We start from the raw sequence: 13538 nt of genomic DNA on the forward strand, positions 1-13538 counted from the left end.
TCACTTCCCGAAGATGGAAGGGCGGCGTTTTGTCTGTTTGCGCTATCATATTTCAGGAAAGCTACCGGGCCGGACAACAAAAAACGCGCAACCCGAGGGCGCGCGTCTTTTGAAAATACCTGGATCAAGTGATTACTTGATCTTGGTTTCCTTGAACTCGACATGCTTCTTAGCAATCGGGTCGTACTTCGTCTTCGTCATCTTGTCCGTCATCGTACGGCTGTTCTTCGTCGTGACGTAGAAGAAACCGGTGTCGGCTGTCGACAGCAGCTTGATCTTGATTGTTGTAGCCTTGGCCATGCTCGTCCTGCCTTTAAGAAAATGAAAGCCGTGGAAGCCGGATGAGGCTCCACGGCAAATTCTGGCGCGAAACTACGAATCCCGCCCGAAAAGTCAAGTCCGTTTTCGAATGAACATCAACCTGATGCCGGAAAGTAGGGCATAGAGGCCGAAGAAAGCGGCGATTGCCCAGGCAAAACCGTTATTTCCCGCGACATCGATCGCCGCGCCGATCGCCTGCGGCCCGGCCACCGTTCCCATGGCATAACAGAAGACGAAGGCGGCGTTGGCCGCCGCAAGGTCGGAGCCCGTCAGCCGCGATCCGAGATGGCTGAGGCCGACCGTATAAAGGCCGGAGACGCAGCCGCCCCAGAAAAGCAGGATACCGGCCATCAGCAGCCAGTTGTTGACCAGTACCGGCAACATCATCGAGCCGACGAATCCCATGAGCGCCATGCCCGCCAGAAGCGGCCGCTTGTCTCTGATGCGGTCGGAGAGCAAGCCGAGCGGGATCTGGAAGATGACGTTGCCGACGCCCATCATCGTCAGCAGCAGCGCCGCTTGCGATTCGGTGAAGTGGGCGCGCACGGCAAAGATCGGGAAAAGCGACAGTCCGCCCGCTTCGACCGCACCGAAGATGAAGACGGCCGCCGTCGCCGTCGGCACGAGAAATACGTAGCGCATGAAATGCAGCTCCGGTTTTTCCTCGAGTATCGGGCTTTCGTCGCGGGCGATGAAGATCGGAATGGCGGCAAGCAGGATGGCGCCGGCGCCGATCAGAAAGGGGAAGATCCCGTCGCTGCCGAGCAGCGAAAAGAGCAGCGGTCCGGCCGCGAAACCCAGGGAGAGCACCGTCGCATAAATGCCGAGCACGAAGCCGCGCTTGGAAGGCGGCGAGGTGGCGTTGATCCAGAATTCGGAGAGGATGAACAGCGTCGTCGTGGCGCCATGGAAGGCGAAACGCAGCGGAAACCACATCCAGAAATCCTGGGCGTAGTAGAAGCCGAGCGCACTCAGCGCCGAAATCAGCACGGCCCAGAGCATCGTCGGGGCAACGCCGTATTTATGGGCGAGCTTGGTGGTAATAGGTGCGGCGGCCATCGCAGCGACCCCGGCCATCGCCGTGTTGAGCCCGATCAGAGTGGACGAGATGCCGCGTTTTTCGAGGATGATGCTGAGGAGGGGCAGTCCGAGGCCAATTGCTATGCCGACGGCTGAAATGGATGAGACGGCTGCCACCAGAGAAGGCCAATGGATTTCTTCGAGATCGCCTGGTGTGCCGTTTCTCGGCTGAGACATTTATCCATCCTTAGAAAGCTGCCCGAGCGAATCGACCTCTCGCCTCACATAGAAAGACACAGACGTGCCAAATCCAGGTGACGAGCAGCGTTTCGCAGTATTTCCGATGTGATCTGCGGAATGTAAAGCCTGTTCAGACAAGAAAAGCTTACCATGTCAAGTCGTTGCGGATTATCGACTGCCGCATATCGGTGGTGGTCGGTGGAGGGCTGCCACTACACGCTAAATATGTCTGGAAGGTGAAGGTGCTCAATCCGGCCGGCGAGGAAGGTCGTAATCGTCGGGATTGTCGCTCTCTCCGCCGAAGCCATGCATGCGCAGCGCCCATTGCAGGCCGATGACGCCGCCCTTGATCGGCTGGATCGAGGCAAGCGCGGTGATGACGGTGATCGGCGCCCAGATGGCAAGATGGACCCATACCGGCAGCAGGAAAGTCATGTCGGTCAGCATATAGCCGCCGACCACGACGTGGCCGAGGACGAGGATGACGATATAAGGCGGCAGGTCGTCAGAGCGATGGTGATGCATCGCCTCGCCGCAGGCGGCACAATGATCCACAGGCTTCAGGAAGGCGCGAAAGAGCTTGCCGTTGCCGCAGGCCGGGCAGCGGTTCAACAGCCCGCGCATGATGGAACGCCCAAGCGGACGCTCGGCCTCGGGTCTATCCCCGTAGCGGACGACCGGATCGGTCGGTGTGCTCATCGCGTCTTCCTCTTTCAAGCCAAAAGCACCGGTTCATCATCGGACCATCGCTGCTTTCGGCACGATGCCTCAGCGGCGCCCGCGCGGTGGCCGCGTTCCCGGCTTCTTGCGAACCTGGCCCCTCTCGCGGCGGCCGGCCTTATGGAAGGAACGCACCGCCGCCGGCATCTCACGCCCCTCGCTCAGCATCTCGAAGCGCAGCGCGCCGGCCAGCGGAATTGCCTCGGCAAGCTTCACGGTGACGCTGTCGCCGAGGCGATAGCCGAGCCCCGTCTTTTCTCCGGAAAGAGCCTGATGCGCCTCGTCATAGATGAAATAGTCGGTGCCGAGCGTAGATATAGGGACGAAACCGTCGGCGCCATAGTCCGGCAAGGAGATAAAGAGTCCCGATTTCGTCACCCCGGAGACACGGCCGGCAAACTCCTCGCCGACGCGGGTGCTGAGGTGGTGGGCGATCAGCCGGTCGATGGTCTCACGCTCGGCCGCCATGGCGCGACGCTCGAATGTCGAGATTTCGGCGGCGATATCGTCGAGCGTGGCTTCTTCCTCTGGGGTGATGCCGCCTTCGCCGAAGCCCAGCGAGCCGACGAGCGCGCGGTGCACGATGAGGTCGGCATAGCGGCGGATCGGCGAGGTGAAGTGCGCATACTTCATCAGGTTCAGGCCGAAATGGCCGATATTCTCAGGGCTGTAGATCGCCTGGCTCTGCGAGCGCAGCACCATCTCATTGACCATCGTCTGGTGCGCCGTGCCTTCCGCCTTCGCCAGAATGCCGTTGAAGCTGTTGGCGCGCACGTTGCCGCCCTTGGGGAGCGAGATGCCGAGGGTCGCCAGGAACTCGCGCAGGACTTCCTGCTTGGCAAGCGTCGGGCCGTCATGGATGCGATAGACCAGCGGCTGGCGCTTCTTTTCCAGCGTCTCGGCGGCGGCGACATTCGCCTGGATCATCATCTCTTCGATCAGCTTGTGCGCATCGAGCCGCGGCGGCACGAAGACCCGGTCGACGGTGCCGTCGGGCTTCAGCAGGATCTTGCGCTCCGGCATGTCGAGTTCCAGCGGCTGGCGCCGGTTGCGTCCGCGCTTCATCACCTCATAGGCGTGCCAGAGCGGCTTCAGGATCGGCTCGAGCATCGGTCCCGTCTTGTCGTCGGGATTACCGTCGATCGCCGCCTGGGCCTGCTGGTAGGAAAGCTTGGCCGCGCTCTTCATCATGACGCGATGGAAGGTGTGGCCGATCTTGCGGCCTTCTCCCGAGAAACTCATGCGAACCGCAAGCGCCGGGCGGTCGACGCCTTCCTTCAGCGAGCAGAGATCGTTGGAGATGCGCTCCGGCAGCATCGGCACGACGCGATCCGGGAAATAGACCGAGTTGCCGCGCTTCAGCGCCTCGCGGTCGAGCGGCGACTTGGGGCGGACATACCAGGAGACGTCGGCAATCGCCACGGTGACGATGACGCCGCCGGGATTGTCGGGCGAGGGGTCGAGTTCGGCATAGACGGCGTCGTCATGGTCCTTGGCATCGGCCGGATCGATGGTGATCAGCGGCACGTCGCGCCAATCCTCACGATGCGACATGGTGGCGGGCTTTGCGTCCTCCGCCTCGGCGATGACGGCGGGCGGGAAGACATGCGGGATGCCGTGCGCATGGATGGCAATCATTGAGATCGCCTTTTCCGAGCCGACGGAGCCGACGACGGAAAGCACCTTGGCGCGCGGCAGGCCGAAGCGGCCGAGGCGGGCGACTTCGATCTCGACCAGATCGCCGTCCTTGGCGCCGCCGGTATAGTCCGGATCGATCACCATTTCTTCGCCGCGCCGCTCGATCGGCAGCAACCGGCCACCGCCGCCCGGCGCACTGCGGAAAACACCCATCGAGGCGCCGCGGCGCTTGTCGATCACCTTGATGATGCGCGCCGTATAGGCCGGCCCGCCGCGATCGACGGCCGGGAAGATCTTTGCGAGGATGCGGTCGCCGAGGCCGGCGACGGGCGCCTTGCCTTTGCCCTGGCGGCCCGCAGGCGATTGCTGGCGAATGGCGACCGCAGGCGCCACGCCCTGATCCTCAGGCCATTCCGCCGGCCGGCCGATCAGATCGCCGTCCTTATCGCGCGTCGTGATATCAAGAACGGTCACCGGCGGTAGCGCGCCTGGACGGATCAGCGACTTGCGGTTCTTCTGCAGCATGCCTTCCTGTTCGAGCTCCTGTAGCATGTGCTTGAGCTCGACGCGATTGTCGCCCTTGAGGCCGAAAGCCTTGGCGAGTTCGCGCTTCGAAGCCTTCTGCGGATGATCGGCGATGAAACGCAGGATCACCTCGCGCGAAGGCAGCGCGCCGTGGACGATGTTCAGCGGCTCGACGGCGGGAGCATCCTTGCCCGCGCGGCCGATCTTGCCCGGGCGTTTGCCCGCAGGGTTCGTTCTCTCGCGCGGTGTTCTACTCACGTTAGCTCTTTTTCGATTTTGCGGGCGCTTTCGCCTTCGTTGTCTTCGGCTTGGCAGCCGTTTTGGCGGTCTTGGCCTCGGCGGCCGCAGCCTTCGGCTTGGCTTTCGCTTTGGCGGTCTTCGCCGCAGGGGCCTTGCCGGCCTTCTCGGCGATCAGCGCAAGCGCCTCCTCGACGGTGATCGCCTGCGGATCCTTGCCCTTCGGCAAGGTCGCATTGACCTTGCCCCAGTTGACATAGGGACCGTACTTGCCGTCGCGAACGGTGATGGCGCCGCCGTCGGGATGATCGCCGAGCGTCTTCAGTGCCGCCGGCGTGCCGCGCGCGCCGCGGCCCGGCGCCTTGTTCGCTTTTTCGGCGATGACAGTCACAGCGCGATTGAGCCCGACCGAGAACACATCCTCGACGGTCTCCAGATTGGCATAGGAGCCGTCATGCAGCAGGAACGGGCCGTAGCGGCCGATGCCTGAGGAAATCATCTTGCCGGTCTCAGGATGTTTGCCGATATCGCGCGGCAGCGAAATCAGCGCCATCGCCTTCTCGTAATCGATATCCTCGGGCTTCCAGCCTTTCGGCAGAGAGGCGCGCTTGGCCTCCTTGCCGTCTCCGCGCTGGATATAAGGGCCGAAGCGGCCGGAGCGCAGCGTCAGCTCCTCACCGGTCGTCGGATCGACGCCAAGGTTCTTCGGCTCGTTGAGCGCCACGTTTTCGGCTTCCCCGCCGTTCTCGGAGGAAAGCTGGCGGGTGTAATTGCATTCGGGGTAGTTCGAGCAGCCGACGAAAGCGCCGTATTTGCCAAGCTTCAGCGACAGGTTGCCGGTGCCGCAGACCTGACAGATTCGGGGATCGCTGCCATCCTCCCGCTTCGGGAAGACCAGCGGCGCCAGCGCCTCGTTCAGCGAATCGAGCACGTTGGTGACGCGCAGTTCCTTGGTGTCCTCGATCTGCGCAAAGAAATCCTTCCAGAAATCACGCAGCACCTGCTTCCAGTTCAGCTCACCGGCGGAAATCCGGTCGAGCTTCTCTTCGAGATCGGCGGTGAAATCATATTCGACATATTTGGTGAAGAAGCTCTCGAGGAAGGCCGTCACCAGCCGGCCCTTGGCCTGCGGGATCAGCTTGCGCTTGTCGATGGTCACGTAATCGCGGTCGCGCAGCGTCGCCAGCGTCGCGGCATAGGTCGACGGACGGCCGATGCCGAGCTCTTCCATTTTCTTGATGAGCGATGCTTCGGAATAACGCGGCGGCGGCTCGGTGAAGTGCTGCGTGGAGTTGATCTTCTGCTTGGCGAGGTTCTCGCGCGCATTGATCTCCGGCACACGGCCATCCTCGTCGTCGGCATCGTCGCTCTGTTCGCCGTCTTCCTTCTGGTCCGTATAGGCGGCGATGAAACCGTCGAAACGGATCACGGAGCCGACGGCGCGCAGGCCAGCCTTCTGGCCATTATTGTCGGCAATGATTTCGGCCGTGGTGCGCTCGATTTCGGCCGAGGCCATCTGGCTGGCGATGCCGCGCTTCCAGATCAGATCATAGAGACGGATCTGGTCGGCATCCAGGAACTTGCGCACACGGTCCGGCGATCTGTTGAAGTCGGTCGGACGAATGGCCTCGTGCGCTTCCTGAGCGTTTTTCGCCTTGGTGGAATAGAAGCGGGCCTTCTCAGGCAGGTAGCGGTCGCCGAATTGCTCGCCGATGGCGCGGCGCGCCGCATCGATTGCTTCCGGCGCCATCTGCACGCCGTCCGTACGCATATAGGTGATGAGACCGACAGTCTCGCCGCCGATATCGACGCCCTCATACAGCTTCTGCGCTACCTGCATGGTCCGGGATGCCGAGAAGCCAAGCTTGGACGAGGCGGCCTGCTGCAGCGTGGAAGTCGTGAACGGCGGCGCCGGGTTGCGCTTTACGGGCTTGGCCTCGACGCTTTCGACGACATAGCTTGCGCCTTCAAGCAGAGCCTTCAGATTGCCGGCTTCCTCGCCATTGCCGATCGATCGAGGCTGCAGCCGCTTGCCATTGGCCGCAACCAGCCTTGCCTCGAACTCGTCGCCACGCGGCGTCTTCAGGAGCGCTGAAATGTTCCAATATTCTTCCGAAATGAAGCGCTCGATCTCCGACTCGCGGTCGCAGACCAGGCGAAGCGCCACCGACTGAACGCGGCCGGCCGAACGCGCGCCGGGCAGCTTGCGCCACAGGACCGGCGAAAGATTAAAGCCGACGAGATAGTCGAGGGCGCGGCGTGCGAGATAGGCATCGACCAGCGGCACGTCGATATCGCGCGGCTCGGCCATCGCGTCGAGCACGGCCTTCTTGGTGATCGCGTTGAAGACGACACGCTTGACCGACTTGCCGTTCAGCACGCGCTTCTTGTTGAGCATGTCGAGGACGTGCCAGGAGATCGCTTCGCCTTCGCGATCCGGGTCGGTCGCGAGAAACAGTCCGTCGGAGGACTTCACCGCGTCGGCAATATCCTTCATCCGCTTGGCCGACGCCCCGTCGACCTCCCAGAGCATTTCGAAGTCCTGATCGGGAAGAACTGAGCCGTCCTTGGCAGGCAGATCGCGCACATGGCCGAAGGAAGCGAGCACTTTGTATCCCGAACCGAGATACTTATTGATCGTCTTGGCCTTGGCAGGCGATTCCACCACTACAACATTCATGATGATTCTCTAAAAAAGACGCAGCGCCGGCGTGGAGGCCAGCGCAACACGCAGCGCAACTTGGATACTGGCCCTCCGACATGGACAGGGAAATCGCCGCGGTCAAGGGGTTTGCTACAATTTTACTTCTTCCGTACGGTGCAATCGAGGGAAGATTGTACGCTGAATGCAATTTCAAGTGGCGCGGCTATCGGATTCGACACGCGGCTACTGCAGTTCGCAAAGCCACTCGCTGATATCGCGCAAAGCTCAATCGGAAAGCGAGACAAGACCGCCCTGATGCCGATGCAGCCTGCCTGATATGTCGAGCTCCAGAAGGATGAGATAGACGGCGGATGCCGAAAGACCGGTATGGCGGATGACGTCGTCGATCTCGACGGGCGTCGGTCCGAGCGCGTCGATGATGCGGCTGCGGTCGGTATCGCCGGGCGGCACGATCATCGCCCTGCCGTCACGCGCCGGTTCCTCCGCCATCGAGGACGGGAAAAGATCGAATTGCGCAAGCGGCGCCAGGGCCTCGACGACATCGGCGGGCGTGGTGACGATCGAAGCCCCGTCCTTCAGCAGGCCGTTGGTGCCGTGGCAGCGCGGATCGAGCGGTGAGCCGGGCACGGCAAACACCAGCCGGCCGAACTCTCCTGCAAGCCGCGCGGTGATCAGCGAACCCGAACGCTCTGCCGCCTCGATGACCACGAGGCCGAGCGCAATGCCGGCGATCAGCCGGTTCCGGCGCGGGAAGTCGCGGGCGCGGGGCTCCCAGCCGAACGGCATCTCGCTGACAGCCAGGCCGTTGCCGGCCGTTATCTCCTCGAGCAGGCCGATATTCTCGGGTGGGTAAGGCTGGTCGAGACCGCCGGCAAGGGCTGCGATCGTGCCGGTATCAAGGCTTGCCCGGTGGGCTGCCGTGTCGATGCCGCGCGCCAGGCCGGAGACGACGGTATAACCCGCCCGGCCGCAGTCGCGCGCCACCATGGCCGCGAATTTGGCGCCGGCGATCGAGGCGTTGCGTGAACCGACGATGCCGACGGCCGGTCGCCTGGCGGCGGCAAGCGCACCTTTCACGGCAAGGAGCGGCGGCGCGCCGTCGATCTGCTTCAGGGCTTGTGGATAATCCGGCTCGCCGATGCCGACGAAGCGGGCGCCGCAGCGATGCGCCGCCTCCAGTTCCCGATGCGCTTCGGCCTCGGTCGCGATGCGGATTGCCCGTGTGGCGCCGCCGCGCACGGAAAGCTCAGGCAGCGCCGCGAGCGCGGCTTCGGCCGAACCGAAATGATTGATGAGGTCGCGAAAGGTCGCCGGGCCGATATTGTCGGAGCGGATGAGGCGCAGCCAGGCAATTCTCTGCCGTTCTGTCAGCACAACGCCTTTGGGTGCCGCGCTCAGCGCATCCATTATCCCTTCGCCCCGATCTTGCTTTCCGTCCCCCCCATCAGGCGGGAAATATTGGCCTTGTGCTTCCAATAGGAGATGAGCGTCATGACCGCCATAACAGCCGCAACCTTTTCGCTGCCGAGGATCCACAGCGCGATCGGAATGATGAGCATGGCGACCAGCGCCGACAGCGAGGAGTAGCGGGTGGTGAAGGCGATTGCCAGCCAGACGGCGGCGAAGAGCACGACCATGATCGGCGCAATGCCGAGCAGCGTGCCGATATAGGTGGCGACGCCCTTGCCGCCCTTGAAGCCGATCCAGACCGGAAAGAGATGGCCGATGAAGGCGAAGAAACCGGCGATGATGGCGGCTTCCTCACCGAGGAAATAACCGACGATCCAGGCTGCGGTCGATGCCTTCAGAGCGTCGAGCAGCAGTGTCGCGGCGGCGAGCTTCCGGTTCCCGGTTCGCAGAACATTGGTCGCGCCGATATTGCCGGAGCCGATGCTGCGCACGTCGCCGAGGCCGGCGGCGCGCGTGAGGATCAGGCCGAAAGGAATGGAACCGAAGAGATAGCCGATGACGGCGGCGGCAAGCGCGATCGGCAATGTGATCTGCCATGACATGAGATTGGATAGCATATGTCCCCTCAGCCCTCCGTGGCTTATCCTTCCAGCCGTCTCTTAGACTGCGTGGACCAGCTTCCCCGAGACGTATGTCGCGACGGCCCGCCCGCTGAAGCGCGCATCCTCGAACGGCGTATTCTTCGAGCGGGAGAGAAGCATGTCTTTGGCGACAAGCCAAGGCTCATCGAGATCGATGAGCGTAATATCGGCCGCCGCACCCGGCTTCAGCGTGCCGGCATTGAGGCCGAAGATCTGAGCGGGACGGGTCGACATGGCGTCGATCAGGCGCATCAGGCTTACCTGGCCGCCATGGTGAAGCCTGAGAGCCGCCGCCAGCATGGTTTCGAGGCCGACCGCGCCGTCCGCCGCTTCGCCGAAGGGCAGGCGCTTGGTATCGACGTCTTGCGGATCGTGCGAGGAGACGATGATGTCGATCGCGCCGCTCGCGACGGCGTCGGCCATGGCCACCCGGTCGGCTTCCGGGCGCAGCGGCGGATAAAGCTTGAAGAAGGTGCGGTATTCGCCGATGTCGTTTTCGTTGAGCGCCAGATTGTTGATCGAGACGCCTGCGGTCACCTTGGCGCCGCGGCTGCGGGCGCGCTCGATAGCCTCGACCGATTCCGGCACGGAGATCATCGCGGCGTGATAGCGGCCGCGCGTCAGCTCGGCGATCCTGAGATCGCGTTCGAGCGGGATGAGCTCGGCTTCTTTCGGAATGCCGGAGAGCCCGAGCCAACTGGCGAAAAGCCCCTCATGCATGACGCCATTGGCGCCGAGATATTTGTCGCGCGTCTCACAGGAGATGACGGCACCGAATTCGCGCGCATAGGTCATGATGCGGCGCAGCACCTGGGTGTTATGGACGCTGGAATGGGCATCGGTGAAGGCGACGGCGCCCGCCTGCATCAACAGGCCGATCTCCGTCATTTCCTCGCCGGCAAGCCCCTTGGTGATGGCGGCTGCCGGATAGACGTTGACGGCGGCCGTGTCGCGCGCCGTCTTCTTGACGAATTCGACGAGGGCGATGTCGTCGATAACGGGATCCGTGTCCGGCATCATGATGATCGAGGTCACGCCGCCGGCCGCCGCTGCCCGGCTCGCCGATGCGATCGTCTCGCGGTGCTCGCCGCCGGGTTCGCCGATATGGACGCGCGCGTCGACGAGGCCGGGCGTCGCAACGAGGCCGGTGCAGTCGCGCACGACGGCGCCTTCCGGCACGCCCTGATTCTGCGCTGCCCTGCCGGCGGCAAGGATCACGCCGTTTTCGGCGATGATCGTGCCGACCTCGTCGAGATTGCGCGAGGGATCGACGATGCGGACGTTCTTGAGGACGATCGGGTTGCTCATGCCATCATTCCATCGGTTCGGGGACCCTGGTTCTGCGAGACGAGCAGCGTCTCCATGACGGCCATGCGCACCGCGACCCCCATCTCCACCTGTTCGGCGATCACGCTCTGCGGGCCATCCGCCACCTCGGAGGCGATCTCGACGCCGCGGTTCATCGGGCCGGGATGCATGACCAGCGCATCCTCTTTCGCCGCTTTCAGCGTTTCGGCATCGAGCCCGTAGAAGTGATAATATTCGCGCACCGAAGGCACGAAGGCGCCCGACATGCGCTCGCGCTGCAGCCTGAGCATCATCACGACATCGGCGTCCTTCACCCCTTCCTTCATGGAATGGAACACCTCGACGCCCATCTCGGCGATGCCGGAGGGCAGGAGGGTCGCTGGCGCGACGACGCGGACGCGTGCGCCCATCGCGTTGAGGAGCAGGATGTTGGAGCGCGCCACCCGCGAATGCAGCACGTCGCCGCAGATCGCCACGATGATGCGCGACAGCTTGCCCTTGGCGCGGCGGATCGTCAGCGCGTCGAGCAGCGCCTGGGTCGGATGTTCATGCTGTCCGTCGCCGGCATTGACGACCGAGCAGGAGACCTTTTGCGCAAGAAGGGCCGCGGCACCGGCGCTCGAATGGCGGATCACAAGCACGTCGGGGCGCATTGCGTTCAGCGTCATCGCCGTATCGATCAGCGTTTCGCCTTTCTTCACCGAGGAATTGCCGACCGACATGTTCATGACGTCGGCGCCAAGCCGCTTGCCGGCAAGCTCGAAGGAGGCCTGCGTGCGGGTCGAAGCCTCGAAGAAAAGGTTGATCTGCGTCAGCCCGCGCAGCGTCGACGTCTTCTTTTCTCTCTGGCGGCTGATCTTGACGGCTTCGTCGGCCTTGTCGAGAAGATAGGTGATATCCTGCTCGGTGAGGCCCTTGATGCCGATGAGGTGGCGGTGGGGGAAAAAGACCATGACCCTGCCTCTTGCTGTCTCTGGCGGGTCTATAAAGAGTGCTGTTCGCCGGGGCAAGTATGCGCTGTGGGCAACGGCTTATGTCCCCATGCATTTTCGCCCGAATTCCGATAGAGCAGGATGAAGCGAATCATAACTTCCGGTTTCCCTTGCCGGGCTCTTGCACTAGAAGCGAATAATGACCTCCGCCAACCGGACTGACGACAAACTCGCAGAACTCAACCAGCCGAGCCTGTGGTCCGGCATCAATGCCTATCGATCCGATCCGTTGATCGTCGATCTGACGGCGGCTCTGCCGCGCGGCATCCGCGAGGACCTGGAAAACATGGGACGCTACGTCACCTCGCCGGAGGCGCAGGAACTGGCGCGCATGGCAAACCAGGGGGCGCCGCAGCTGCGCACCCATGGCCCGCGCGGCGAGCGACTCGATGTTGTCGAATTCCACCCCGCCTGGCACGCGCTGATGCGCCGCTCCATGTCGGTTGGCCTGCATTCTTCCGTTTGGGACCCGCAGGCCGATACCGAGGCCAAGGATGCGGGCCACAAGGTTCGCGCCGCGCGCTTCTACATGATGGCGCAGCTGGAATCCGGCCATCTCTGCCCGCTGACGATGACGAGCGCCTCGGTTGCCGCGCTGTCGGCTTCGCCCGCGGTGCAAAAGGACTGGGCGCCGAAGATCCTCTCGCGCAAATACGATTCGTCGAACAAGCCTGCCATGCAGAAATCCGCCGTGACTATCGGCATGGGCATGACGGAAAAGCAGGGCGGTACGGATGTGCGCGCCAACCGCAGCGCCGCCGAAAAAGTCAGCGAAGGCATATACCGGCTGTCCGGCCACAAATGGTTCATGTCCGCTCCGATGAGCGACGCCTTCATCATGCTGGCGCAGACCAAGGAGGGCATGGGCTGCTTCCTGGTGCCGCGTCTTCTGGAGGATGGGTCCGCCAACGGCCTGCAGTTCCAGCGGCTGAAGGATAAGGTCGGCAACCGCTCCAACGCCTCTTCCGAAGTGGAATTCTCAGACACGTTCGGCTTCCTGCTCGGCGGTCCGGATGCGGGCATCCGCACCATCCTCGACATGGTGACGCTGACGCGGCTCGATTGTGCTCTTGCCTCTTCGGGCATCATGCGCGCCTCTCTGGCCGAGGCCGTGCACCACACGCGCGGCCGCAGCGTCTTCGGCAAGATGCTCGTCAACCAGCCGATCATGACGCGCGTACTGGCCGACATGGCGCTCGATGTCGCCGCCGCCACCGCGCTCTCCTTCCGCCTTGCCGATGCCTTCGACAAGGCGCGCGGCAATGCCGAGGACGCGGCCTATGCCCGCGTCATGACGCCGGTCGCCAAATACTGGTGCTGCAAGATCGCTCCCGCCCTGATCTACGAGGCGATGGAATGCATCGGCGGCAACGGTTACATTGAAGAGCGCCCGATTGCCCGCCATTACCGCGAGGCGCCGGTAAACGCCATCTGGGAAGGCTCCGGCAATGTCATGGCGCTGGATGTGCTGCGCGTGCTCAACCGCGGCAAGGACCTGTTCGAGACGGTCTTTGCGGGGCTCGCCCGCGATCTTGGCCCCGCCGGCAAGAAGACGATCGACGTGCTGCGTGCCGCAATCGCCCTCTGCGAACAGGATGAGGGCGCCGCACGCCTGCTGGTCGAGCAATTGGCGCTTGCCGCGGGCGCTGCCGAACTCTATCGGCTCGGGGCAGGGCGCATCGCCGATGCCTTCATCGAGACGCGCCTCGCCGGCGGCTGGCGCTCTACTTACGGCATGCTCGATTCCCGCTTCGACGCCAGCTACATCGTCGATCTTCTCTATCCGCCGGCCGCCTGATCCCCAAGCGGGGGTGATTATTT

General features: G+C 63.2%; 10 protein-coding genes. 1 reads left to right on the top strand and 9 read right to left on the bottom strand.

Annotation, left to right across the window (positions count from 1 at the left end):
- Positions 1 to 132: 132 nt before the first annotated feature.
- The 9 genes from rpmG to ATY76_RS24430 all read right to left on the bottom strand — a co-directional run bounded on the left by rpmG (position 133) and on the right by ATY76_RS24430 (position 11678).
- On the bottom strand, positions 133 to 300 hold the full coding sequence (rpmG, locus tag ATY76_RS24390; RefSeq protein ID WP_003587245.1) for a 50S ribosomal protein L33: 168 nt from the start codon (positions 298 to 300) through the stop codon (positions 133 to 135).
- A 93-nt stretch (positions 301 to 393) separates the two neighbouring features.
- Positions 394 to 1578, bottom strand: coding sequence for an MFS transporter (locus ATY76_RS24395; RefSeq protein ID WP_088677256.1), 1185 nt, complete (start codon positions 1576 to 1578; stop codon positions 394 to 396).
- A gap of 249 nt (positions 1579 to 1827) precedes the next feature.
- Positions 1828 to 2280 (bottom strand): DUF983 domain-containing protein, encoded by a 453-nt coding sequence (locus ATY76_RS24400; RefSeq protein ID WP_088677257.1) that lies wholly within the window; start codon positions 2278 to 2280, stop codon positions 1828 to 1830.
- A gap of 69 nt (positions 2281 to 2349) precedes the next feature.
- Complete coding sequence (gene rnr / locus ATY76_RS24405) at positions 2350 to 4722, bottom strand: ribonuclease R (protein WP_088677258.1); 2373 nt, start codon at positions 4720 to 4722, stop codon at positions 2350 to 2352.
- Between the two features lies 1 nt (position 4723).
- Positions 4724 to 7381 carry a type I DNA topoisomerase gene (topA, locus tag ATY76_RS24410; RefSeq protein WP_088677259.1) on the bottom strand — a complete coding sequence of 886 codons (2658 nt, stop codon included), beginning with the start codon at positions 7379 to 7381 and terminating at the stop codon, positions 4724 to 4726.
- Between the two features lie 249 nt (positions 7382 to 7630).
- A complete protein-coding gene (gene dprA / locus ATY76_RS24415; protein WP_088677260.1) occupies positions 7631 to 8773 on the bottom strand; it encodes a DNA-processing protein DprA in 1143 nt (380 codons plus the stop codon).
- Entirely contained in the window at positions 8773 to 9393 is a 621-nt protein-coding gene (gene plsY / locus ATY76_RS24420) for a glycerol-3-phosphate 1-O-acyltransferase PlsY (protein ID WP_088677261.1), read from the bottom strand. Before plsY ends, dprA begins: the two co-directional genes overlap by 1 nt.
- A gap of 42 nt (positions 9394 to 9435) precedes the next feature.
- Positions 9436 to 10725: a dihydroorotase gene (locus ATY76_RS24425; RefSeq protein ID WP_088677262.1), complete on the bottom strand. Its 1290-nt coding sequence runs from the start codon at positions 10723 to 10725 to the stop codon at positions 9436 to 9438.
- Complete coding sequence (locus ATY76_RS24430; RefSeq protein WP_088677263.1) at positions 10722 to 11678, bottom strand: aspartate carbamoyltransferase catalytic subunit; 957 nt, start codon at positions 11676 to 11678, stop codon at positions 10722 to 10724. Before ATY76_RS24430 ends, ATY76_RS24425 begins: the two co-directional genes overlap by 4 nt.
- A 178-nt stretch (positions 11679 to 11856) precedes the next feature.
- Here ATY76_RS24430 and ATY76_RS24435 point away from each other — a divergent pair, with 178 nt between their 5' ends.
- On the top strand, positions 11857 to 13515 hold the full coding sequence (locus ATY76_RS24435) for an acyl-CoA dehydrogenase family protein (RefSeq protein WP_088677264.1): 1659 nt from the start codon (positions 11857 to 11859) through the stop codon (positions 13513 to 13515).
- Positions 13516 to 13538 lie beyond the last annotated feature (23 nt).

Source organism: Rhizobium sp. R339 (assembly GCF_002211395.1).
Taxonomy (GTDB): Bacteria; Pseudomonadota; Alphaproteobacteria; order Rhizobiales; family Rhizobiaceae; genus Rhizobium.